21 protein-coding genes, 1 other RNA gene and 1 pseudogene are annotated in these 23,879 nt (G+C 38.4%); 12 read left to right on the top strand and 11 right to left on the bottom strand.

From position 1 onward, the window contains the following. Positions 1-42 precede the first annotated feature (42 nt). Positions 43-609 carry a hypothetical protein gene (locus B2107_RS03885; RefSeq protein ID WP_293953313.1) on the bottom strand — a complete coding sequence of 189 codons (567 nt, stop codon included), beginning with the start codon at positions 607-609 and terminating at the stop codon, positions 43-45. A 187-nt stretch (positions 610-796) separates the two neighbouring features. On the opposite strand from B2107_RS03885, the gene B2107_RS03880 reads away from it, so the two are divergent. Continuing rightward, on the top strand, positions 797-1,189 hold the full coding sequence (locus B2107_RS03880) for a group III truncated hemoglobin (RefSeq protein ID WP_293953311.1): 393 nt from the start codon (positions 797-799) through the stop codon (positions 1,187-1,189). 109 nt (positions 1,190-1,298) lie between these two features. Here the strand turns inward: B2107_RS03880 and B2107_RS03875 are convergent, their stop codons facing one another. From B2107_RS03875 to fbaA, 3 genes are all read right to left on the bottom strand, one after another. Beyond that, positions 1,299-1,967 carry a sterol desaturase family protein gene (locus tag B2107_RS03875; protein ID WP_293953309.1) on the bottom strand — a complete coding sequence of 223 codons (669 nt, stop codon included), beginning with the start codon at positions 1,965-1,967 and terminating at the stop codon, positions 1,299-1,301. A gap of 235 nt (positions 1,968-2,202) precedes the next feature. Beyond that, complete coding sequence (locus B2107_RS03870) at positions 2,203-2,877, bottom strand: head GIN domain-containing protein (protein WP_293953307.1); 675 nt, start codon at positions 2,875-2,877, stop codon at positions 2,203-2,205. A 133-nt stretch (positions 2,878-3,010) separates the two neighbouring features. Beyond that, positions 3,011-4,090 (bottom strand): class II fructose-bisphosphate aldolase, encoded by a 1,080-nt coding sequence (gene fbaA, locus B2107_RS03865; protein ID WP_293953305.1) that lies wholly within the window; start codon positions 4,088-4,090, stop codon positions 3,011-3,013. A gap of 324 nt (positions 4,091-4,414) precedes the next feature. On the opposite strand from fbaA, the gene B2107_RS03860 reads away from it, so the two are divergent. The 6 genes from B2107_RS03860 to B2107_RS03835 all read left to right on the top strand — a co-directional run bounded on the left by B2107_RS03860 (position 4,415) and on the right by B2107_RS03835 (position 10,517). After that, positions 4,415-4,762, top strand: coding sequence for an ArsC family reductase (locus tag B2107_RS03860; RefSeq protein WP_293953303.1), 348 nt, complete (start codon positions 4,415-4,417; stop codon positions 4,760-4,762). A gap of 169 nt (positions 4,763-4,931) precedes the next feature. Beyond that, positions 4,932-6,878 (top strand): M1 family metallopeptidase, encoded by a 1,947-nt coding sequence (locus tag B2107_RS03855; RefSeq protein ID WP_293953301.1) that lies wholly within the window; start codon positions 4,932-4,934, stop codon positions 6,876-6,878. A gap of 152 nt (positions 6,879-7,030) precedes the next feature. Next, positions 7,031-7,717 carry a hypothetical protein gene (locus B2107_RS03850; RefSeq protein WP_293953299.1) on the top strand — a complete coding sequence of 229 codons (687 nt, stop codon included), beginning with the start codon at positions 7,031-7,033 and terminating at the stop codon, positions 7,715-7,717. 115 nt (positions 7,718-7,832) lie between these two features. Then, on the top strand, positions 7,833-8,246 hold the full coding sequence (locus B2107_RS03845) for an Rrf2 family transcriptional regulator (protein ID WP_201638667.1): 414 nt from the start codon (positions 7,833-7,835) through the stop codon (positions 8,244-8,246). Positions 8,247-8,253: 7 nt separating this feature from the next. Continuing rightward, positions 8,254-8,901: an NAD(P)-dependent oxidoreductase gene (locus B2107_RS03840; RefSeq protein WP_293953293.1), complete on the top strand. Its 648-nt coding sequence runs from the start codon at positions 8,254-8,256 to the stop codon at positions 8,899-8,901. Positions 8,902-9,032: 131 nt separating this feature from the next. Further along, positions 9,033-10,517 (top strand): amino acid permease, encoded by a 1,485-nt coding sequence (locus B2107_RS03835; protein WP_293953291.1) that lies wholly within the window; start codon positions 9,033-9,035, stop codon positions 10,515-10,517. Between the two features lie 61 nt (positions 10,518-10,578). On the opposite strand, the gene B2107_RS03830 is transcribed toward B2107_RS03835, so the two are convergent. Continuing rightward, entirely contained in the window at positions 10,579-11,121 is a 543-nt protein-coding gene (locus tag B2107_RS03830; protein WP_293953288.1) for a DUF1543 domain-containing protein, read from the bottom strand. A 154-nt stretch (positions 11,122-11,275) separates the two neighbouring features. Between B2107_RS03830 and B2107_RS03825 the strand changes: the two genes are divergently transcribed. After that, positions 11,276-12,145 (top strand): serine hydrolase, encoded by an 870-nt coding sequence (locus B2107_RS03825; RefSeq protein WP_293953287.1) that lies wholly within the window; start codon positions 11,276-11,278, stop codon positions 12,143-12,145. Between the two features lie 93 nt (positions 12,146-12,238). Here B2107_RS03825 and B2107_RS03820 read toward each other — a convergent pair whose 3' ends face one another. The 4 genes from B2107_RS03820 to B2107_RS03805 form a co-directional block, all read right to left on the bottom strand. Next, positions 12,239-12,781, bottom strand: a complete 543-nt coding sequence (locus B2107_RS03820) for a hypothetical protein (RefSeq protein ID WP_293953285.1) — start codon at positions 12,779-12,781, stop codon at positions 12,239-12,241. A gap of 86 nt (positions 12,782-12,867) precedes the next feature. Further along, entirely contained in the window at positions 12,868-13,755 is an 888-nt protein-coding gene (locus tag B2107_RS03815) for a bifunctional 5,10-methylenetetrahydrofolate dehydrogenase/5,10-methenyltetrahydrofolate cyclohydrolase (RefSeq protein WP_293953283.1), read from the bottom strand. A 64-nt stretch (positions 13,756-13,819) separates the two neighbouring features. Beyond that, the gene (gene lepA / locus B2107_RS03810; protein WP_293953281.1) at positions 13,820-15,610 is read right to left on the bottom strand and encodes a translation elongation factor 4; all 1,791 of its coding nucleotides are present in this window, start codon (positions 15,608-15,610) and stop codon (positions 13,820-13,822) included. A 146-nt stretch (positions 15,611-15,756) separates the two neighbouring features. Beyond that, the gene (locus tag B2107_RS03805) at positions 15,757-16,746 is read right to left on the bottom strand and encodes a cation diffusion facilitator family transporter (protein WP_293953279.1); all 990 of its coding nucleotides are present in this window, start codon (positions 16,744-16,746) and stop codon (positions 15,757-15,759) included. A gap of 269 nt (positions 16,747-17,015) precedes the next feature. On the opposite strand from B2107_RS03805, the gene B2107_RS03800 reads away from it, so the two are divergent. From B2107_RS03800 to ssrA, 3 genes are all read left to right on the top strand, one after another. Then, positions 17,016-18,221 carry a pyridoxal phosphate-dependent aminotransferase gene (locus B2107_RS03800; protein ID WP_293953277.1) on the top strand — a complete coding sequence of 402 codons (1,206 nt, stop codon included), beginning with the start codon at positions 17,016-17,018 and terminating at the stop codon, positions 18,219-18,221. Positions 18,222-18,393: 172 nt separating this feature from the next. Beyond that, a complete protein-coding gene (locus B2107_RS03795) occupies positions 18,394-20,424 on the top strand; it encodes a M3 family metallopeptidase (protein ID WP_293953275.1) in 2,031 nt (676 codons plus the stop codon). A 257-nt stretch (positions 20,425-20,681) separates the two neighbouring features. Further along, positions 20,682-21,049, top strand: a transfer-messenger RNA (tmRNA) gene (gene ssrA, locus B2107_RS03790). Between the two features lie 724 nt (positions 21,050-21,773). Here ssrA and B2107_RS21875 read toward each other — a convergent pair. Both B2107_RS21875 and B2107_RS03785 read right to left on the bottom strand, forming a co-directional pair. Next, positions 21,774-22,016: pseudogene (locus B2107_RS21875) on the bottom strand (recombinase family protein); the annotation flags it as partial. Between the two features lie 439 nt (positions 22,017-22,455). Continuing rightward, entirely contained in the window at positions 22,456-22,812 is a 357-nt protein-coding gene (locus B2107_RS03785; protein ID WP_293953273.1) for a hypothetical protein, read from the bottom strand. A gap of 659 nt (positions 22,813-23,471) precedes the next feature. Between B2107_RS03785 and B2107_RS03780 the strand changes: the two genes are divergently transcribed. Further along, a partial coding sequence (locus B2107_RS03780) for a hypothetical protein (RefSeq protein ID WP_293953271.1) occupies positions 23,472-23,879 on the top strand: 408 nt, incomplete at its 3' end.

Raw genomic sequence — 23,879 nt, 5'->3', positions numbered from 1 at the left:
ACAGTTCAGTTTACACCCTCGATTCCAGCGCAGTACGGTAAATTATCTTTTATCCAGATTGTTCCAATAACGTTCCACATTTTCTTTTACCTCAACCGGTAGAGACGCATAATCGTCTGAAAACGTTGTTTGACTATAACCGTCTGCTTCCTCCGAGCGGATGCGATAAAACTTATTCTTATAAAGAACTAGGCCAATACAGCTAAGCTGCTTTTTTAGGTCATCCTTGGGATGCCTTGAATAGATAAATAATGCATCCAATTTACCATCCTTATCGGCATCAAAAAACGCCTTTCGAGATTCCCAAATCGAAGTAACGATCCCTTCTTCGGATATCAATTCATCAGCCACAAGCTGCCACATTCCATTGATCTGCTGAAATTGTTGTACATAAAGTTTGTCCGGGTCAGCACCCCGCTCCTCTTTTGAAAACACTATATAATTATCTTCTTTTGGAGTTTGAATGCGTTCCACTTGTAACACACGCTTCCCCTTAAATGGAAAACCAGAAGATTGAAAATTTTCCTTATTGATCGAAATTGTTGTAACCTGCGCACCGACAGCATAAAATCCCATCGATAATAGGATTAAAAGAAGGTATTTTCCCATATGTTTTTCCTTAGTATTGAGTCAATTTACTGACAATAAAAGAGAATTACAATATTTCAACGAGAGATCTTTACATCCAAGTGATGCGATTCTCCATAAATGTCACTACATTTAATCTATATAAACATCATGAAGAAGCTTTTGATCCAGCTATAGGTCTTTATTCATGAGCTTAGATCATACGCCGATGAAACAAGATATTCAAACACTCGATGACATTAAAGTATTAGTAGATCAATTTTATACGACGATACGTAACGATACTTTGCTCGGACCTATTTTTAAAAAAAGAATCCAAGACAATTGGGCAATTCATCTTGAAAAGATGTATAGTTTCTGGCAGACTATCCTATTGGATGAACATCGTTATTTTGGCAGCCCCTTTCCACCTCATATTAATTTACCCATCGATGCGCAACATTTTGGTCAATGGCTCAAATTATTCGAAGCAACAGTAGATGCCTTATACAGTGGACAAAAGGCCGAAGAAGCCAAATGGCGTGCGCAAAAAATGGCCCAAATGTTTCAGTTCAAGCTAGAATATCTACACGCCAACCCCAACAAGAAACCATTGATCTAAAGTTAGCCTACAAAGGCTACTTGATGGCATTGTTAAATAAAAAGAAAAAGTAATCCATGAAAAAAGCCCTCGGAAACTCCCAGGGCTTTTCTAGTTGATGTGAGTCAATTTATGCTTTTTCTTCCTTTAAGGAAGTAGAATCTCTTTTGGGTTGCTTTTCTTCGAAACCTGAGCGTAAAATTTCATCCCATAAGGAAGAGCTTACACCAAATCCTTTTTCTGGATCCGAGTAATGGTGCAACATATGGTGCTGCTTGATCCGTTTGAAAATACCACTTTTAAAATTAGCATGATGCATCGCATAATGACATTCGTCATAGATTAAATACCCCACCATAAAACCTGAAAAAAAGCAGGCTAAGATAAACTCATTTGAAAAAAATAATGTGAATCCAAGATACACCAGTAAAGCTAGCGGAATACTCGCTGACAACGGCATCACCAAACGCATACGGTCTCTTGGGTAATCATGATGTACACCATGGAAAATAAAAGCCACTCTTTTCCCCCACTCCGTCGTGGGGTGATAGTGAAATACCCATCGATGTAGAGCATATTCAAAAGCAGTCCAAAAAGCCAAGCCAAAAACAAAATACCCAATGTATGTTAAGAAGGGAATATCTCCCCAAACTAAAGCCTTATACGAAAAGAAAGCCACCACAGGTACATAGAAAATCAAAGGTACACTCCAATGCACTTTCGTCAATGACTCCAAAAAGTCACTTTTGAACATGCGCGTAGACTCCGTTGAATTTGAAACATAATTACGCTTCGCCATATTACTATTTTTTTATTATTCCCGCACAAAAATAACTATTTTAGTCACAAATGAAGAAGGTTTTTGACTAGAAAAACAAAACTACTGACCTTTTTAATAAAAAGGTTAAACAAAAATTACTTCAAGCATTTGACTAAACCCTTTTTATTGATCTTTTACATTAGATTTGAGTTCACTTGATAAAAATCAATAAAATCTATATAAGATAAAATTGACAAATTCAAGACAGTATAACTTATTTAAAGTTAACTGTTCCGCCCGCCATTTTCTTTTCTACGCGTTGTTCTGGTTTTCCATAAACATCAATGACACCACCGCCGCGAGTTTTTGTTTCGATGGAATCAGTGGCATGAACATCTGCTTTACCGCCACCATTAACAGTAACCATCGTCGTGGAAGTCTTAAAATCTTTCCCCTCATATTTGCCTCCAAAATTCGAGATAATCTCTTGTTTATTTGCCTTTCCATACAGCGCTATTGTAGCACCCGAAGTGACTTTGATCTCAGCTGTTTTTACGTCAGCATACAAATCTACCAGCCCCCCCTCTGAAGCATACACCTTTAAGTGATCTGCCGAAATTGTATTATCTTTTGTCGCAAATACCTTAGCTCCCTTTTTCGCTTCAACATTGCCCAAAGTTTTATAATATACTTTAACAGAGATATTGCCTCCTTGAAGCATATTCAACGTATTCATTTTCAACACCAAGGATCCGTTGGTGTTTACTACCTTAACATTCTCGTGATTTTGTCCCTCGAAGGTAACCAAAGACTCATTTGATTTAATCAGCTCAACTTGAATCTTGTCGGTCGCTAATACTGAAGAAAAATCGCCAACATTTTGCTTTATCTGCCCAAAGCTGACTTGGGCCATTAATAAAAGTATTACACTAACTCCTAAAAATTTCATATTTATTTGACTTTTTAGCATTGATTGTCAAAAAACAAGCCAATTGCTATCAAAAACGATATATTTAACCTATTTTGACATAGAAAAAACGCCCTCTCTGAGGGCGTTTTTTCTGTGCTATTCCTTTCTTGGATTACAGCTTACTATTTACATCTACAGCGTTCAAGTCAGCGAATGCTTCTTTTAAACGGGCAACAAATGCTTCCTCACCTTTACGCAACCATACACGCGGATCGTAATATTTTTTATTTGGAGAATCAGTTCCTTCTGGGTTACCGATCTGTCCTTGCAAATAATCATGGTTTTTCGCTTCGTATGCTCTCACACCGTCCCAGAATGCCCATTGCATATCTGTATCGATATTCATCTTGATTGCACCATACGAAATCGCTTCTGCAATTTCTTCAGGAGAAGAACCAGATCCACCATGGAATACAAAATTTACTGGCTTTTCAGCATCAAGATTATATTTTTCACGAATATATTCTTGTGAATTATGCAAAATAACTGGCTGTAACTTTACATTACCTGGTTTGTATACACCGTGAACATTTCCAAATGCAGCTGCCACTGTAAATTTGTCAGATACCTTCGATAATTCTTCAAAAGCATAAGCAACTTCCTCGGGCTGAGTATACAATTTTGAACTATCTACGTCTGAGTTGTCAACACCATCTTCTTCTCCACCTGTAACGCCTAACTCAATTTCTACAGTCATACCTAGTGGTTTCATTCGAGCCAAATATTTTGCTGAAATTTCAATGTTCTCCTCAATAGGTTCCTCCGAAAGGTCCAACATATGTGAAGAGAATAATGGTTTACCATGCTGAGCAAAGAATTTTTCACCAGCGTCCAACAAGCCGTCAATCCAAGGTAAGAGTTTCTTAGCTGCGTGATCTGTATGCAGAATAACTGCTACACCATAATGCTCAGCTAATAAATGAACATGTTGTGCTGCAGATACTGCTCCCAATACGCAAGCTTGTAAATTATCGTTGTTCAAAGTTTTACCAGCGTAGAATTGCGCTCCACCATTTGACAATTGAATAATTACAGGCGAATTTACTGCCTTCGCAGTTTCCATAACCGCATTGATAGAGTTTGTTCCGATAATATTTACCGCAGGCAAAGCAAACTTATGTTTCTTCGCAACCTCGAACAACTCTTGTACTTGATCACCTGTCAATACACCTTTAAAATCTTTTAGGCTCATATTTCTGTTATTGATTTATTTTAAATTTTCATTAAACTTGAAGCTACTAAATTATTAAAAATTATTATTACTTCCTAATTTTTATAGTGTACTAAATACACTATCACTTCAAAAATTAGATAGAATCTTGACAAATCATAAAACCCTGACTGTCCCAACGAATTGGAACTTTCCGGCTGCTCCTTTTTTCATTGGCGTCGACAACAAGATATCCAAAATTATTATTGTTACAGATAAGGCATTCTGGAAATATTCAGAAATATGAATTATTTTAAAAATTATATCGGGATTGATTAAATTTGGATTCACCAAATAGTCACTATTATGCTACAGGTATACGGAATCAAAAATTGTAACACAGTAAAAAAAGCACTTACATGGTTGGAAGACAATAATGTTCCCTTTCAATTTCATGATTTCAAAAAAGAAGGAGTCAGTGTGGATAAATTAAAAGAATGGGAAACACAGGTAGACTGGCAAGCTCTGGTGAATAAAAAGGGAACTACGTGGAAAAAGTTGTCTCCGGAAACTCAAGAGCAAGTCATTGACAGTGATAGCGCCAATAAAATACTTCAAGAAAATACAAGTATGATTAAGCGTCCTGTTATTGAATACAAGAAAGGTATATTACTCGGTTTTAATGAAGAAGAGTACGTAACAAATTTAAAATAGTTTCAAAAGACTCTCCGCAACGGAGGCGCTAAAAAGCCTCCGATTATCCAAAATAAGGCTTTCAATTCTTCTTTTATCCCGTATATTATCAAACGTCGTTCGCGTTTTTTTTGGCTCAGTGTACTTTTCATTGTATATTGGAGCACATAAATATAATTTAAATAAAAGTATGATGAAAAGAATTGCTCTGGCTTGTTTAAGCCTTGTTGCGTTGAGCTATGCTTATCCAGTTTTTGCACAGGAGAAAACATCCAACTACAGCTATATCGAAGCCTTTGCTCCCCTATTCTTTAAAAACAATGGCAATGACTATCGCTCGGCTTCCGGAAAGCCAGGACCGGCGTACTGGCAAAATGCAGCAGACTACAAAATACAGGCTTCCTTGAACGATCAAAATGATCAAATTACAGGAGCAGTTGAGATTACCTATAGTAACAATAGCCCAGACAATATGGACTATCTATGGTTGCAATTAGATCAAAATATGTTTTCACAACATGGACGTGGTCAATTGATCTCCCCCTTGACCGACAGCCGTTACGGTGATGGCAACTCAACTTTTGACGGCGGATATCAGATACAATCTGTTACGGATGTTAACGGAAATACGATCGAACATATCATTAACGATACTCGCATGCAACTTCGACTTCCTGCTGCGTTAAAAAGCAAAGGTGGAAAAATAACTTTTAAGATTAAATACCAATACACCGTTCCAAAATACGGTGCGGACCGTACAGGTATACTTGACACAAAAAACGGAAAAATCTATGCCATTGCGCAATGGTTCCCAAGACTGTGTGTCTATGACGACATTAGAGGCTGGAATACTCTTCCTTATACGGGACCAGGAGAGTTCTATCGTGAATTCGGAAACTACCAGGTTGAGATCACCACCCCGGCAAACCACATAGTTGTATTGGGTGGCGAATTGTTAAACCCACAGGAAGTATTTACGGCTGAGCAACTCAAGCGATACCAACAGGCACAGCGCAGCGATGAGACCGTGATCATCCGCTCTGCAGAAGAAGTTAACGCCAAAAACTCCAGACCCGACAAAAAAACCTTAACATGGAAGTACCAACTTAATAATGCGCAAGACATTGCCTGGGCGTCCTCTACGGCATTTATATTAGATGGTGCGAAGATCAATCTGCCTAGTGGGAAAAAATCCCTCGCTTTGTCAGCCTATCCAATTGAAAGTAACAGTAACAATGCCTGGGAACGCTCGACAGAATACACGAAAGCGGCCATTGAAATCTATTCAAAAAGCTGGTTTGAATACCCCTATCCAGTAGCTGTCAATGTCGCTTCCAATGTTGGTGGTATGGAGTATCCAGCTCTTTCATTTTGTGGACATCAAGCCAAAGCAGGATCCCTATGGGGAGTCACTAACCACGAATTTGGTCATAATTGGTTTCCAATGATTGTTGCATCCAATGAACGTGAGCATGGATGGATGGACGAAGGGTTTAATACATTTATAAATGAACTTGCGACAAAGGAATTTAACAATGGCGAATATTACCGCAGTCAGGCTAGCAGATCTTACCTATTTACTGCCCGTAATCTTGAACCAATCATGAGTACACCTCAAAATATGAAAGAACGTAATATTGGGGCTCTTGTCTATTACAAACCGGCATATGGACTTAAATTATTGCGGAACGAAATTATCGGCTCTGAACGATTCGATTATGCTTTCAAAAAGTACATCCAAGATTGGGCATACAAACACCCGACTCCTGAGGATTTCTTCAAAGCCATTGAAAATGGTACTGGAGAAAATCTAAATTGGTTCTGGCGCGGCTGGTTTGTCAATAATTGGCAAATGGACCAAAGTATAAAGTCTGTTTCCTATGTCAACAATAATCCCAAATTTGGTGCCCTTATTACCATTGAGAACTTGGAAAAATTGCCGATGCCCGTGACTGTGGAAGCAACAACCGTATCCGGAAAAAAGATACGCAAAAAACTGCCAGTGGAAATATGGGAGAGGAATACTGTATGGCAGTTTAAAATACCAACCGCAGAATCATTACAATCCGTACAAATAGATCCAGACATGGTGATGCCGGATAAGAATCCTGACAATAACTCATGGAAAGCAAATTAGCCAATTTCAAATTGTATTCTTTACTTTTGAAGAAAGAACAATTATTTGGCTAAAGAACGATCGTGATAAAACGATCATGATAATAGGCTGATAAACAAAATAGTAAATACACTGTATATATAGATTGAAAATACATAACTATAATTATTCGAATGAAAATATTACAAGCGATTCTAAGCTGCTCACTTCTTATGCTAATGAGTGGACATCTCATTGCACAGGAAAAGACAAAGGGAATTATTATGGAACTGGTCGGCGGTGAGAAAATCGAAGCTGCACAAATTCAAAATCTAAGAACAAAGGCTGAAGTACAGACTAATAGAGATGGCTCATTCGCTATTGATGCCGCGATTAACGACCTGCTTTTAATTAAAGCTGTAGGTTATGAACAAGATACAGTCTTTATTTACGATAATAGCCTGAGGAGAATCTATTTGAACAGAATAAATAATGTGATTCAGCTGAATGAAGTTGTTGTCGAACGGATGACCGATAGTAGACTCGCTACTGAAATACAACGCGAAAAGACTGCAGGAAAATATTCGGACGCAACTCAGAACCGCGGGGGCATACGGATTTCTCCAAGTCGTATATTTAGTAAAGAGGGAAAACAAGCTCGTTCAAATTATAAATTACTGGTAGCTGAACTCGAGAAGAGAGCAGTTGACAGAAAATTTACAGAGAATCTGATTAAAGAATTGACTCCACTCAGTGGTTCGAGCCTAGCCCTATTTAAGGAAAGGTTTAGACCTTCCTATAAATTTATTCAAAACAGCAGCCAAGAGACTCTGAAGGTCTATATCATGGATAGCTATAAAAAATTTAACGAGAAAAAATAAAAGACAAACACTTTTATCACGTGATTGTCAGAAGGTTTTAAACTGTAATAATTTTTATTTCAGTTTAAAACCTTTTCTGTTACTTTGTGTTATAATTTAGAAAAATCAGCAGAGGATGTTACACAACTTGAGGTTCGCAACAGCATTACACATTATGGTTCTGGCACAGTTAGAAGAGTCAAATCAATGGCTTTCTTCTGAATATATTGCGTCAAGCATCCAGGTCAATGCAAGTGTGGTTCGCAAAGAAATTGCATCTCTCAAAACAGCATCTTTACTGACAAGTAAAGAAGGTAAGGGTGGCGGTATTCGCATAAATCCCGAGAATCCAACGATTACCTTGGCTGATATTTATATCAGCACCAAGCAAACCGATTTCGGCGGGAAATTTAACAATCCCAATCCGGCCTGTATTGTGGGCAAAAATATCAACTCCAAACTCCAGGATCTGTATCAGGAAGTCGACACTGATATTGTACAGCGTTTGGAAAAGATAACCCTGGCTGATTTTAGCAAAACATTTAATTAAAGGAAACATGAAAGTAGCAGTAATTGGATCCACAGGATACGTAGGATCTCATCTCGTAAAAGAATTGGTAGACCGTAACTATGACGTAGTCGCCATCGCCCGCCACATCGAAAATATTACATCGAGTGAAAAAGTAACCAAACTCCAAGTAGATATCAATGATAATAATCAATTGGTTTCTGCGCTAAAAGGTGTTGATGTTGTTGTTTCGGCTTTCAATGCCGGATGGACCAACCCTAATCTTTATGAAGATTTTACAAAAGGTGCATTGGCCATCCAACAGGCTGTTAAAGATGCCGGTATCAATCGTTTCATTGTTATTGGTGGTGCCGGGAGTTTATTGATTGATGGGAATAGACTGGTCGATTCACCGGATTTTCCCAAAGAAATTAAACCTGGGGCATTAGCTGCAGCAGATTATCTGAATACCATCCAGAAAGAAGATCAACTTACCTGGACCATGTTTAGTCCTGCTATAGAAATGAATTCACATGCTGGTGGAACACGTACCGGAAAATACCGCACAGGCCTTGATACTCCTGTATTTGATCAGGAGGGTCGTTCTAGACTATCAGTTGAGGATCTTGCAGTAGCAATAGTAGATGAAATTGAAAAAAAACAATTCCTCAATAAACGCTTTACAGCAGCCTATTAGTACCCAAATAAGCATTTGATTAAGATTTATTACAAAAGGGAGGAGCAATCTTCCCTTTTTTCATTGATATCATTTATATTTGACATTAATTAAACAATTAAGAAGCTAAATAATCGTAAATCATCAATCCTATGCTATTTAAAAAATCGATTCCTCAACTGATTGCTGAGGCAAATGAAAATGGTGAACACACGCTAAAAAGGACACTGTCGAGCTCGGGCCTAATCGCCCTGGGAGTTGGGGCCATCATCGGAGCAGGCCTTTTCTCGTTAACAGGAATTGCTGCCGCTGAAAATGCCGGTCCAGCTGTTATCCTATCTTTCATCATCGCTGCAGTAGGCTGTGGCTTCGCAGGTCTTTGTTACGCGGAATTTGCTTCTATGATTCCTGTTGCGGGGAGTGCATATACATATTCGTACGCTACAATGGGGGAATTTGTTGCCTGGATTATCGGATGGGATCTTGTACTTGAATATGCATTAGCAGGAGCTACAGTAGCCGTCAGCTGGTCCCAGTATTTCAATCAGCTTCTAATGATATTTCATATTCAACTCCCAGACACCCTGCTCAAAGGTCCTTGGGAAGGCGGAGTTGTCAATTTGCCTGCCATCGTTATTGTCTGTTTACTCTCGCTGCTATTGATGCGCGGCACCCAGGAATCATCCCGTGTAAACAATATATTGGTGATTCTAAAAGTCGGCGTCGTGTTGATCTTTATCGCCTTGGGATGGAGCTTCATCAATCCGGCAAACCACGATCCATTTATTCCTGTAAATGCAGGTGAAGAGCTTGTAAAAAGTGGACAACAAAGCTTCTGGTCATTTCTAAAGAGTGATGATTTTGGTCACTTTGGCATCAGTGGAGTATTGCGTGCAGCAGGCGTTGTATTTTTTGCATTCATAGGCTTTGATGCGGTGAGCACCGCTGCTCAAGAGGCAAAGGATCCTAAAAAAGGTATGCCAATAGGCATCATCGGCTCCTTAATAATCTGCACACTTCTGTATGTCTTATTCTCCTACGTGATGACTGGTATTGAAAACTATACCATGTTTAAAGGCGACGCAAAACCTGTTGCTACCGCTTTTGCGAAAACAGGATATCATTTTCTAAACACAGCATTGATTATTACGATTATTGCAGGCTATACTTCAGTTATTCTCGTGATGTTACTTGGTCAGAGCCGTGTATTTTATTCAATGAGTAAAGATGGTTTACTGCCAAAGATATTTTCAGATCTATCTAAAAGACAGACACCTTGGAAAACCAATGCTATTTTTATGGTATTCGTGAGTATATTCGCAGGTTTTGTTCCGGTTTCGGACCTTGGACATATGGTGAGTATTGGTACATTGTTTGCCTTTACATTGGTTTGCATAGGCATTCTAGTGCTCCGCAAAACTGACCCTAATTTGGAACGCCCATTTAAAACGCCATTAGTACCTTTCGTTCCGGTCATGGGTATCTTGGTCTGTATTTTAATGATGGCTTCATTGCCAATTGAAAGTTGGGAACGTTTAGCGATCTGGCTTGCTATTGGATTGCTGATCTACTTTGTATATGGTAAAAAGCATAGTGTCATTAGAAAACAACATCAGAACCAACAAAATATAGGTTAAACAAAATAGGCTTCTTTATAAGAAGCCTATTTTGTTTAAAAAGATCACGAACATATGTAAACTACAACGCGCTTAGTTTAAAATATCCGTTAGATATAATATCCTCTTCCCGATCGACATTTGGTCTAATTTGAATACAATACTTATCCTTATCTGCTGGTATTAGCAAATCCTCTATCTCATATATATCATCCACATCCAAGCCATACTTATCATCGATATGCGCCGAACTGTGGTGCTTCCAAAAAACAGTACGCTTAGCCTTTTCAGTCGCCTTAGCCAAACTGGATGCCACAATAATTTCTTTGTAGTGGAACTCATCAAATTCATTCGGTTTGTAGCCACCTAAATTGACAAAAAACAACTTCAATTCGGAATCATTAGTTTGTTCGTCACTCCTCTCAACGATGTTGATTTCATACTCTCCGACCTTATGGACAATACGGTAAGCATCAATGTGAATTTTACCATCAGCCTCTGGCCAAAAATCTCTAATGGGATCGACAAAATCTTTAAGCTCATCACCAATTCCAAAGAAAATATCATGCTGCTCTGTTCGTCTACTTTTCGGTTTACAGCCGATCAAAATCATAAATAATTTCATAATATACTAATCAGTTTTTCAATATCCCTGTTAAAATATCCCGTTTATTTTCATATGTGTTTATGCATAAGAATGATGGATATTTCATAACTTAAGCCCTGTAAATAATAAAAGTAACTATTATCCATCATTTAACATGTATTATACGTTCGCAATGCACAAAATATTCCTATCATTTACGTTAGTTTTTTTATCACTATTGTCCTTTGGGCAAAGACCCTCCACCGATAAAAAACTCGAATCGAAAATAAAACAGCTGGTTCAAGGTTTTCGGGGCGATGTCGGCATTTATGTACATCATCTCAAAAAAAATAAAGAGGTGAATATTCAGGCTGACAGCATTTTTCCTACTGCAAGTATTGTCAAAATACCTATTTTAGTTGGCATATTTGATAAAATTGAAAAAGGTGAGTTACAGCTTGACCAGCAATTGGTGTACCGCAGTAATCAAAAATATGGTGGCTCTGGGCTCATGCAATTTTTTAATGACAGTACAGAAGTGGATCTAAAAACCTTAATTGGTCTAATGCTGTCGTATAGCGATAATGTAACCAGTATCTGGAATCAGAAACTCGCGGGAGGTGGGGGCGCAATTAATAAATTAATGACCGACCTTCGACTAGTGAACACCCTTGTCAACTCAAAGACTGAGGGACGAAAATTGGATTGGGAACGATATGGCTGGGGGCAGACAACCCCTAAGGAGATGGCTGAATTGGTGACATTGATCCGAGAAGGAAAAGTTGTATCTGCAAAATCTTCCGATCAGATGTATCGCCTTTTGGGGAATATGTTCTATGATGGACGAGGGCTCTCACAAATCCCGGCAACTGTAAAAACGGCATCGAAAACAGGATCTCTAGACGATGTACGTAATGAGGTTATTTTAGTCAATGCACCGAAGGGAGATTATGTTTTCAGTATATTCACCAAGAATAATGCTGATAAAAGTTGGGGAAAAACCAATGAAGCTGAAGTCCTCACCCGGAAACTTTCCAAATTGCTATGGGATTATTATCAATAAAAAGTTAAGCCTATACTATAAAATGAAACTTTATAATAAAGGGACACCGTTTAATGTGTCCCTTTATTATATTAATAAGGTTCAATATAGTTTTTAGTTCTTCAATGCTTCACCAACATTCTTAGCTTTTCTGCTAATATCGTCACCAACTTTTTTGGAAGCATCTTTTACATCTTTAGCAGCATCTTTCGTACCGTTAGCGACATCATTCGCAACGTTTTTCGTGCCTTGAGCGACATCTTTTGCAGCATCTTTTGTTTTATCAACTGCTGTATTCGTTGCATCTACTGTTGCATCTTTCGCGTCTTTTAATCCCTCTTTCACATCCTCTCCAGCATTACGCAATGCTGCTTTCGTTTTTTCCCATGCGGTATTTGCTTCTTCTGAAGCTGCACGAGCTTTTTCCTCCGCTTCTTTATCGCCTTTCGCAATAGCTTCATCCAAATCCTTTTTTGCCTGCTCGGCTTTTAAACGAGCATTTTCCTCCGCATTTTTTAGATCTGCTATTGCTGCGTCTACGTGCTCGCCAACTGTCTGAGCTGAATCGGTAGATACAGTATCTCTTTTCTCCGAATTGTTGCAAGAAGACATCACCAATGTCCCTGCCACGACTGCTAAAAGTGCAATTTTTTTCATTATAAATTGATTGATAAGTGTAGTTTTTCAAATGCTCATCAGAGCACATATACATGAATTTACAACTTCTATGCCAAATAGAAAAATTATTGCTTTGGATAGACTGTTCCTTTCGCGGCTTCTAATGTATTTTTCAATAAACCCACGATAGTCATTAGCCCAACTCCTCCAGGTACGGGTGTAATCCACGACGCTTTAGGAGCGACATTTTCAAAATCAACATCCCCATATAGCTTAAATCCAGATTTAGTTTCTGTAGAAACTTCTCTATTGATACCTACATCGATCACTACTGCACCGTCTTTAACCATGTCTGCAGTAACAAAATTTTTCTTACCAATTGCTGCAACAACGATGTCTCCACGCAAAACTTCCGCTTTAAGATCTTTTGTGCGACTATGTGTTAATGTCACTGTACAATTACCTGGATTAGAATTACGAGCCAGTAAGATACTCATGGGGGATCCCACGATATTGCTTCTTCCAACCACTACAGCGTGCTTTCCTGCGGTATCGATCTTATAATACTCCAACATCAGCATAATACCATATGGTGTAGCTGGAATAAAACAAGGAAGATTACGTTGCATGCGACCGAGGTTGATCGGGTGGAAACCATCCACATCTTTGCGGTAATCAATTGCTTCGGTAACTTTATCCGGATCAATATGTTTTGGTAAAGGCAACTGAACAATCAAACCATCGATAGACTCATCCTGATTGATTTCTTTGACCTTAGCGATCAATTCATCCTCTGTTATGTTTTCGTCATAACGAATGTTTGTTGATTCAAAGCCGACTAGTTGACAGTTGCGCATTTTGCTAGCTACATAGGTTTCGCTACCACCATCATTCCCCACAAGGATAGCAACCAGATGGGGCCTACGGCCAGTCTGTGTAGTAAATTCAGCCGCATCTAACGCAATTTGCTCTTTAATTTTTTCGGAAACTAGTTTACCATCTAATAGATTCATGTTTAGGAGATTTTATTGTATTTAAAAGGAGCCCAAGAGCTCCTTCATTATTGTGTTATTTTGATTAATCTAATTTCAATACCGCCATAAATGCAGATTGCGGAATCTCTACGTTCCCAACCTGACGCATGCGTTTCTTACCTTTCTTTTGCTTTTCCAAAAGCTTACGCTTCCTGGAGATATCACCACCATAGCATTTTGCCGTAACATCTTTACGTAAAGCTGAGATCGTCTCCCGTGCGATAATTTTTGCACCGATTGACGCTTGGATACGAATTTCAAATTGTTGGCGTGGCAAAAGTTCTTTCAACTTTTCACAAATCTTTTTACCAAAATCGTAAGCATTGCTGCGGTGAATCAACGAAGATAAAGCATCAACTGGCTCATCGTTCAGGCGGATATCTAATTTGACCAAATCTGACTTACGGTAACCGATCTGATGGTAGTCGAATGAAGCATAACCCTTTGATATTGTTTTCAACTTATCATAAAAGTCAAATACAATTTCCCCCATTGGCATTTCAAAAACCAATTCAACACGATCTGAAGTCAAATAATGCTGGTTCATGATCGTACCACGTTTCTGGATACAAAGTGACATAATTGGTCCTACGAAATCCGATTTCGTAATAATATTAGCTTTGATATAGGGTTCTTCAATTGAATCCAATTTACTTGGATCCGGTAGATCAGAAGGATTATGGACGATCACCTCCTCTTTATCTTTAGTCATATAGGCCTTATACGATACGTTGGGAACTGTCGTGATAACGGTCATATCAAACTCACGCTCCAGGCGTTCCTGAATAATCTCCATGTGAAGCATCCCCAAGAAACCACAACGGAAGCCGAAACCCAGCGCTGCTGACGACTCTGGTTCAAACACCAAAGAAGCATCGTTCAGCTGCAAACGGTGCATCGATTCACGCAACTCCTCGTAATCTTCGGTATCGACGGGATAAATACCCGCAAAGACCATCGGCTTCACCTCTTCAAACCCTTGGATAGCCTCAGAACAAGGACGATCTTTATGCGTAATGGTATCCCCCACTTTCACTTCACGTGCCTCCTTGATACCAGAGATAATATAACCTACATCACCAGTCTTAATGACTTCTTTGGGTACTTGATTCAACTTCAGCGTACCAATTTCATCGGCAAAATATTCTTTTCCAGTAGCAACAAATTTCACGCGGTCACCTTTACGAATCTCACCATTTTCAACTTTAAAATAAGCCATGATTCCACGGAATGAGTTGAAAACAGAGTCAAAAATCAAGGCTTGCAAAGGTCCATCAGGATCACCCACTGGATGTGGAATACGCTCCACAATAGCTTCCAAAATATCCGGAACACCAAGACCTGTTTTACCAGATGCAGGAATAATCGCATTGCGGTCACCACCGATCAAATCCACAATCTGATCTTTTACTTCTTCCGGCATAGCACCGGGAAGATCCATTTTGTTGAGGATCGGAATGATTTCCAGATCATGTTCCAACGCCAGATATAAATTTGAAATAGTTTGTGCTTGAATGCCTTGAGAGGCATCCACGATCAGTAAAGCACCTTCACAGGCAGCAATTGAACGCGAAACCTCATAGGAAAAATCCACGTGTCCTGGGGTATCGATCAGATTCAGGATATACTCCTGACCATCTTTCTTATAATTCATTTGGATGGCGTGACTCTTGATTGTAATACCACGTTCACGTTCCAAATCCATATTATCAAGTAATTGTGCCTGTGCTTCACGCTGACTGATGGTATTGGTATACTCTAAAAGGCGGTCCGCCAAAGTACTTTTGCCATGGTCAATATGCGCAATAATACAGAAATTACGAATGTGCTTCATATAGGATTTTTAAACTCTTTTGCTAAAAGGCAAAGATACCTTTTTTTATATATATTTATATAAACTAGCTTTTTTTTAGTTTACTATACGCAAGGAAATCAGACTAGACAATATTGTTATTAAGTAAGAGAAAGAAACCGCATTTGCTATTCGGCAATAGCATATAAAAAATGTTTTTGATTCCGCGTAACATTTTCTGTATCCCAAGAAATACGTTCTCGGAATTGCTCCGAACGAATCGGGCAATTGTCGACCTGACAATATTGGCAGCACTGCGGGAGACAAGGATCGGCATGAACAAAAAACTCAGTCCGCACCGACATCTCTTTATTGACAATTTTATCCACAGCGGAGATTTCATCGTGTACCTGAATGAGATCGAGATAACTAGGAAGTGTAAGATGGCAATCAACGTGAAGCTCATTTCCATAGCGCTGTACACGAAGATTATGAACATCAATCCATTCATCTTTCCGATTGTGCTCCAAGATTTCGACGACATCCTGTACGAGCGCTGTATCCGATTCATCCATTAATCCTCCGATCGACTGACGAAGCAATTTATAACCGTTGAAGAGAATAAAAAGCCCCAGTATAATGGAAATAACAACATCGATCCATTGGAAACCTGTCAATCTCATCAGCAACAAACCCAATATCAATCCGATCGTGCTATAGGCATCTACCTGTAAATGTTTTCCATCTGCCACCAAAGTAATGGATCCTAATGCACGGCCACGCTTCATGATATAGAATCCCACTGCAAAATTGATCACAGATGTAATGCCTATCAGATAAATCCCTTGTTCAAGATGTGTTAACGCTGCGGGAAAAAAAAGATTGTAACAGGCTTTGGCTAATATTATCGCGCCAGCTATAAAAATAAGTCCACCTTCTAAAAATACAGAGAAGAACTCCACTTTACCATGTCCATAAGGATGATTCTCATCCCTTGGCTGCGCTGAAAGATAAATACTATAAAATGCAAAACCAGAAGCGACCACATTAACGATACTTTCCGCAGCATCTGTAAAGATTGCACTGGAATCTGTTAAAAAATAGGCAAAAAACTTCACGACCATCAAACCTATCCCGGTGAAAAGCGATAATAAGACCAATCTACTTTGTCTTGACATGATGCTTGTAATCTTTATAAAAAACTTATGTTAGCAAACCATGAAATTGATGCCCTGCTAACATTTTGTGAGAACAAAGGTAAAGATATAAAGACAGATCATATCGATTAGTTTTAAACATGTGAAGTCAAGAAACAAGTAAATAACTGCGCTAAATCGCTCCGACAGCCCTTTTTATTAAAAAAGCCCAATAAAAGGGCTATTTTTCTTTATAAATTATCAAAAATAAAGAGGATTATTTGCAACGTATGTAATATCTTTGTCTTACCATGAGCACATCATCATACTTATCAGACAGGATAAATAATTTGTCCGAATCGGCTACACTTAAAATGACCAAGTTGGGCCGCGAATTAGCAGCAAAAGGCGTTAATGTAATTAGCCTTAGCGTAGGTGAACCTGATTTCAACACGCCTGAGCACGTAAAAGATGCAGCGAAGAAAGCCCTAGATGAAAACTGGACGCGTTATTCGCCTGTACCGGGATACCCTGAATTGCGCCAGGCAATTGTAAACAAGTTGAAGACAGAAAACAATTTAGATTATGATATTTCTCAAATTGTTGTTTCTACAGGTGCAAAACAAAGCCTGTCTAATGTGATTTTGACTTTGATCAACCCTGGTGATGAGGTAATTATCCCAACACCTTATTGGGTATCATACTCCGAAATGGTCGTTTTAGCAGAAGGAAAATCGGTATTTATCAATACAGAAATCGACAATAACTTTAAGATTACACCAGCGCAATTGGAAGCGGCAATTACACCAAGAACCAAATTGTTCATGTTCTCTTCGCCAAACAACCCTACCGGAACAGTTTATAGCAAAGATGAGTTGGCTGCATTAGCCGAAGTTTTCGAAAAACATCCACAGGTATTTATCTTATCGGATGAAATATACGAACACATCAACTTTGTAGACAAACACGAATCCATCGCACAATTTGAAAGCATTAAAGATAGAGTGATCATCATCAATGGTTTTTCAAAAGCATTTGCAATGACGGGATGGCGTTTAGGTTATATCGCTGCTAACAAAACCATTGCCGCCGCAAATGATAAGTTACAAGGACAGACAACCTCAGGTACCTGTTCAATTTCTCAACGTGCGGGTATCGTTGCTTATGAACAAGGATTAGAATCTGTCAACAAAATGAAAGAAGCTTTCGCTCGTCGTCGCCAATTGGTATACGATCTATTGACTGAAATCCCTGGCGTAAGAACAAATCTTCCGGAAGGTGCATTCTATTTCTTCCCAGAAATCTCTTCGTTCTTTGGTAAAAAAGACCAAGATGGTAATGGCATTAAAAACTCATCTGATTTGGCATTGTACTTATTGAATGTTGGTCACGTAGCTACAGTAGGTGGAGATTCATTCGGTAACGACAATTACATCCGCTTGTCTTATGCAGCCTCAGACGAAAGTTTGATCGAAGCTTTAAAAAGAATCAAAGAAGCATTAGGAAAACTGGCCTAATCTCTTATCCAAATATAAAAAAGAGCTCCTCTGAGCTCTTTTTTTATGCAGTTCTAATTTTCCTCCTAAATTTTCGGCGTAGCCTAAACGCCTATTCGGTCAAATATCATCTCAGCCCCATAATTTAAGCAGATGTTATCGCTTGAAATAAATATTTATTACATTTACTCCTATGAGTATTTTAACAGAGAAATTTAAAACGCAGCACGATACAGCTCCGTTTTCACAGATAAAGATTGAAGATTACATTCCCGCATTTGATGAAGCTATTCAGAAGACAAAAGATGAAGTCGATGCTATCGTCAACAATCCCGAAACGGCAACTTTCGACAATACAATCGCTGCTATGTCCTACTCTGGACAGACACTAGATCGTTTGTCCAATATCTTTTTCAATCTCCATTCCGCTGAAACCAATGCTGATCTCGAAAAGATCGCACAGGATGTTGCCCCAAAACTATCTGCTTTAGGCAATGATATCACCTTAAATTTTGATCTTTTCAAAAGGGTTAAGGCTGTATACGATCAGAAGGACCAACTGACATTGACGGCAGAGCAAACCACCTTATTAGAAAAATCCTATAAGGATTTTGTACGCAACGGCGCACTTTTAAATGATGAACAGAAAGAAAAACTCCGCGAAATAGATGCCGAGCTATCACTTTTAAAATTGAAATTCGGGGAGAATGTCCTGGCCGAAACCAATGCCTATCAGCTGTTGGTAACAGACGAAAAAGATCTTGCTGGACTTCCAGAGGGTGCTGTAGAAGCTGCCCATGCTTTGGCTAAAGCCAACGAAAAAGAAGGCTGGCTTTTTACCCTGGATTTCCCGAGCTATCTTCCTTTTGTCACTTATGCCGACAATCGAGAACTTCGCAAAGAAATTACCCTCGCCGCAGGCCGCAAAGCTTTTCAGGACAACGAGCACAACAACGTGGAAAATGTCCTTAAAATTGTAAAACTTCGCTTCGAACGAGCTAAATTATTAGGCTACGCCACCCATGCAGACTTTGTCCTTGCCGAACGTATGGCACAAAATCCAAGCAAAGTCACCGAATTCCTAAACGACCTACTTGGAAAAGCGAAACCAGCAGCAGTGAAAGAGTTTGCAGAATTATCCCAATTTGCAAAAAACTTGGATGGCATAGACCAATTGGAAAAATGGGATGGTGCTTATTATGCCGAAAAGTTGAAACAAGAACGCTTTAATTTGGACGATGAAAAGCTCAAACCTTATTTCAAACTCGAAAATGTTTTGCATGGTGCATTTGAAGTGGCTCATCGTTTGTTTGGCATCAACTTCAAAGAAGTTGACACCATTGACACCTACCACGAAGAGGTCCAAACATTTGAGGTCAGTAAAGACAATGGAGAATTAGTCGCTATTTTCTATGCCGACTTCTTCCCGCGTAAAGGCAAGCGAAATGGTGCCTGGATGACATCGTTCAAACCACAATACATTCAAAATGGCAGGCAAGAGCGTCCGCATGTCTCTATTGTTTGCAATTTTACGCGTCCTACAGCTTCAAAACCTTCGTTGTTGACCTTTCAGGAAGTGACAACATTATTTCACGAATTTGGACACGCCCTACATGGTATGCTCGCTGACAGCACTTACCCTACACTATCTGGAACATCTGTGTATTGGGATTTTGTCGAGTTACCAAGTCAGGTGATGGAAAACTGGTGCTATGAAAAAGAAGCCCTTGAGCTATTTGCCAAACACTATGAAACTGGCGAAGTGATCCCGATGGAACTAGTCGAAAAGATCCGCGAAAGCGCTTCCTTTCTTGAGGGGATGGCGACTATGCGCCAACTGAGCTTTGGGCTATTGGATATGGGCTGGCATGGACAGGATCCAACTTCTATCTCGGATCTGAAAGCATTCGAAGACGAACAGTTTGCCTCAACAAAACTCTATCCCGATGTCAAGGAAAATGCCATGAGTACAGCATTCTCCCATATTTTCAATGGTGGTTATTCTTCGGGCTATTACAGCTATAAATGGGCGGAAGTACTGGATGCAGATGCATTTGACTACTTTAAACAAAACGGTATTTTCAATAAGGAAATCGCAACCAAATTTAAGGATAATATACTTTCAAGAGGCGGCACAGAACATCCAATGGTTCTTTACAAACGGTTCCGCGGACAAGAACCTTCGGTAGAACCTTTATTGAAAAGAGCTGGGTTGATCAAATAATTGGATTGATAAAATCATTAAAAAGCTGGATATAATATTCAGCTTTTTAATTGAAAACATAAGTCAATCCAGAACTTCCTTGCCTATCAAAGTCCCTGCAAAAAATAAGCGATCACTCTGCCAATCAAACAAGGTTCGATTCTTAAGCAATTTTATTAACGTATCAATTGTTTTCCATTCAGAACCAAGGTATTAAACAAGAATCGCGCATATCTTGCCGATTAAGCAAAAAAATAGTACCTTTGTAAGACATAATTGGGGTTGACCGGAATTGACAGGATGGAGACGGTTATGTAAGCATGTAGTGCGTTGTTAGTAGAGCACTTTAATCTGAACTTTCAGAATTATAACTGGCGAAGAAAACTACGCCTTAGCTGCTTAAGTTAGACTTAACATAGCTATTTGTCCCGTTAGATCCTGTTCTTTGGTTTAACATTCGGGGCATCGAACAATAGAACTGGCAAGTGTGATGTTGCTAAGCACTTGTGAGAAACAGCAACTACGGCGTACGGTATAGGTAAGCGACTCACCTTCCCTCGCCCGACAATTAAAGAGAAGCTAAACATGTAGAAAGCGTATACAGTACCATGACTGGACGAGAGTTCGAATCTCTCCAGCTCCACTTGACGGGATAATTGAAAAATTATCCCGTTTTTTTTATAATCTAAACAACCCATTTCTCTCATTTTCAATACATTATGAATAAATAGCTCCATAATATACGGAGTTCGATAGATACCATTTTCATAGTATAAATAATCGTCGAACACCATTTTAATGAGTTCTTGCTTTTCTATTGTGGTAGCTTCTGTATAGACGTAATTTAGGTCTGAAAGATAAAATAATTGATCTCGTAACAATGAAAATGTCCTATCTCCATTATGTCTTAGCTTTTCAATTTGTTCTTTAAGAGATTCTTTTTTAGTAGTCAACTCATTATGCCATCTTTCATATGTATCATGTTGAATCCGATTTGTAATCCATTTTTCTTCGATTGACATAAGCTTTTCGCCTGCTTGCTCGTATTCGATTTGGTGCTGCTTTAATAATGTCTTATGTTCTTTTAAAGTTATCTCCATCTCAACCTCACTCTTCTGCTTTATACTGGATATTAATTTTTCAGGAAGACTCATTAATTCTAAAGCACCAGATAATTGTTTGTGAGCTTTTTCAGAATTTATATTATTATGGGCACTAGCAATACTACATTTATAGTAATAATAATATTTTCCCATTTTCCCTCTACTAGCAGCACCCGTTAATAGTTTTCCGCAGTGGCAGCGTAAAACTCCACGAAGTGGAATCTTGTCGTCATAAATTTTCCGTTCTTTACTACCTCTTTTTATTTTTTCATTTACTAACTTCCAAGTCGTTGGATCAACAATAGGTTCATGATTTTTTAGTGGGTATAAACAACCTGGATTATGTTTCCACGCTTTGACATGTTGGAATCCATAATACAAAGGATTTGTTAGAATTCGTTCCACGGCTGTAGTTGCCGTACGTTTTAAACCCATTTCTATAGCCTTTTCCTTAATTTTGTATAATGCAACTCCTGATATAAAAGCATCATAAATATATCTAACGACAATCGCTTCACTTTCATTAACTACTAGACGACGGTCCTCATTCTTACCTTCCTTTTTATAACCAAATGGAGCACGCCCGCCTTGGATCCAAAGTCCTTAAACTGCTTTAGCGGTATAGATTCCTGCATTTATGTCATTCTGTCTTTTAATGTTTTCAGAATTGCCCATTAAAAATTCAAGTCCACTTTCTATATGTCCGATTGCTATAGGTAATCTCTTTATCACCACTTCTTCTAAAAGTGATACTCGAAAACCCTATATTTCCAGTCAGAAGATGTTTCTTGCTATCGTAAGACAATTTCTTTTTTCCCAGAAAGTCACTAACATAATAGTATGAATTCTCTTCTTTGATAATTTTTAAGGAGGCTTCCTTTTCTACATCGCTTTTCCATTCACCGACAAAAAATTTGGGGTCGTAATAAGCTTCATACGCTTTCTTATATTACACTGCTTTTTCTTTTGAAACCCTTGAAAAATTCGTTCCCTTACTCCCAATGCTCATTTTCATTTTATCAGCGTCTTCCATCAGGTTCATCAAAATGGTTACAGAGGCAAGACCGTTTGTTAGTTGGGCGCTCAGAGTATTATCCTCTTTATTGTATGTTGCAGGTACTTCTATATCCTTACTATTTAGATACAGTTTATCGCCCTTCTTCTTTATTTCAAGCACTTCTGAATGCTCTTTCTCATCTTCAATCCAATAACCGATATATTTATCCTCCCTGGACTGGGAACAAGAATTAAAGAAGTATAAAGCTACTGCCGCAAAAAGAAATGTTAAGGTTTTAATTTTTTTCATTTTGAAATGTAAAGGTTCAGTTCTTGCAGTAAGTATAGATCTTATTATATACTTTACCAAGTTTTCTCGACGAATGCCACACTGCCCCATACCAAAGTTCCAATTTCCTCGACGAATTAAAGATTAGGAACGAAAATCAATCTAGGCACGGTAATCTAATGAAAACTCCAGTTTAGGATTTTCCAGATTGACCTTTCAACCTCAACAATACCTTCGTTATTGTTGAAATCTAGCTTATAAAATATGCTGTTTTCACTTTTGGATTGCAATGTGTAAAAATGCAAACCTGATAAAAGAATAGAAATAAGTATTCTTAAGTTGGCTTTTTCACCACTGGACTTTTGGAAAAAAAGAAGTAAAACCCTATTCATGGAAATTAGATGTAGATTTAGGCTCCTATACAGATGAGGGATGGGAGTGGGAGTATCGTGTGGTGAAGAAAAGTAGAAAAAAGAAAATTATTGAACGGAAATTTTATGATGATCTGTTGGACAAGGATATAATTATCGCAAAAAATAAAGATCATCGAGACTTTATCTTATCCATAGATATACAAGATATAAAGATTCATCATATTACTGCTGTGAAATTTGATACTAACCCACATGACATTTTTTTATATAAATAATTGATTACTTTCATTGTCAAAGATCATAATTATGGATAAATGCAATTATTGTAGTTTCAACTTTACAAATAAGGAAGATCTGAAACAACATTTGAACTCCGAACATTCGGACATTAGCTATAAAGAGCGTCATAAGTATTTTCAATCATTATTCACCTTCAATAAAGGAGCTAAGGCACATAAGAAACTGAATAAGACAAAAGGTTCTAATAACCTAAAAGTACACCAAAAATATAGATTCAAATTTGATAAGAAGTATTTGGGGAAACTACTACTTGAAAGATGCAAGTGTGATAATTGCAATATTATATATGACCAAATTTGGTTTTTCAAAAAGACCAATATTGGAAAAGAAGTAAGAATCTGCAAGAAATGTGAGCTAGGAATTAATAAGCACAATCGAACCAAAGGTTTTATTAAAAGGGAGTGTAAATTAAAC

This window comes from Sphingobacterium sp. UBA7855, from assembly GCA_002500745.1.
GTDB lineage: Bacteria > Bacteroidota > Bacteroidia > Sphingobacteriales > Sphingobacteriaceae > Sphingobacterium.
The sequence above is the reverse complement of the archived record's forward strand: the minus strand, read 5'-3'. Positions and strand labels throughout refer to the sequence as shown.

Coding starts and splice junctions, on each gene's coding strand:
- B2107_RS03885 (WP_293953313.1), bottom strand. CDS start 609: ATGGGAAAATACCTTCTTTTAATCCTATTATCGATGGGATTTTATGCT.
- B2107_RS03880 (WP_293953311.1), top strand. CDS start 797: ATGAAACAAGATATTCAAACACTCGATGACATTAAAGTATTAGTAGAT.
- B2107_RS03875 (WP_293953309.1), bottom strand. CDS start 1,967: ATGGCGAAGCGTAATTATGTTTCAAATTCAACGGAGTCTACGCGCATG.
- B2107_RS03870 (WP_293953307.1), bottom strand. CDS start 2,877: ATGAAATTTTTAGGAGTTAGTGTAATACTTTTATTAATGGCCCAAGTC.
- fbaA (WP_293953305.1), bottom strand. CDS start 4,090: ATGAGCCTAAAAGATTTTAAAGGTGTATTGACAGGTGATCAAGTACAA.
- B2107_RS03860 (WP_293953303.1), top strand. CDS start 4,415: ATGCTACAGGTATACGGAATCAAAAATTGTAACACAGTAAAAAAAGCA.
- B2107_RS03855 (WP_293953301.1), top strand. CDS start 4,932: ATGATGAAAAGAATTGCTCTGGCTTGTTTAAGCCTTGTTGCGTTGAGC.
- B2107_RS03850 (WP_293953299.1), top strand. CDS start 7,031: ATGAAAATATTACAAGCGATTCTAAGCTGCTCACTTCTTATGCTAATG.
- B2107_RS03845 (WP_201638667.1), top strand. CDS start 7,833: ATGTTACACAACTTGAGGTTCGCAACAGCATTACACATTATGGTTCTG.
- B2107_RS03840 (WP_293953293.1), top strand. CDS start 8,254: ATGAAAGTAGCAGTAATTGGATCCACAGGATACGTAGGATCTCATCTC.
- B2107_RS03835 (WP_293953291.1), top strand. CDS start 9,033: ATGCTATTTAAAAAATCGATTCCTCAACTGATTGCTGAGGCAAATGAA.
- B2107_RS03830 (WP_293953288.1), bottom strand. CDS start 11,121: ATGAAATTATTTATGATTTTGATCGGCTGTAAACCGAAAAGTAGACGA.
- B2107_RS03825 (WP_293953287.1), top strand. CDS start 11,276: ATGCACAAAATATTCCTATCATTTACGTTAGTTTTTTTATCACTATTG.
- B2107_RS03820 (WP_293953285.1), bottom strand. CDS start 12,781: ATGAAAAAAATTGCACTTTTAGCAGTCGTGGCAGGGACATTGGTGATG.
- B2107_RS03815 (WP_293953283.1), bottom strand. CDS start 13,755: ATGAATCTATTAGATGGTAAACTAGTTTCCGAAAAAATTAAAGAGCAA.
- lepA (WP_293953281.1), bottom strand. CDS start 15,610: ATGAAGCACATTCGTAATTTCTGTATTATTGCGCATATTGACCATGGC.
- B2107_RS03805 (WP_293953279.1), bottom strand. CDS start 16,746: ATGTCAAGACAAAGTAGATTGGTCTTATTATCGCTTTTCACCGGGATA.
- B2107_RS03800 (WP_293953277.1), top strand. CDS start 17,016: ATGAGCACATCATCATACTTATCAGACAGGATAAATAATTTGTCCGAA.
- B2107_RS03795 (WP_293953275.1), top strand. CDS start 18,394: ATGAGTATTTTAACAGAGAAATTTAAAACGCAGCACGATACAGCTCCG.
- B2107_RS03785 (WP_293953273.1), bottom strand. CDS start 22,812: ATGAAAAAAATTAAAACCTTAACATTTCTTTTTGCGGCAGTAGCTTTA.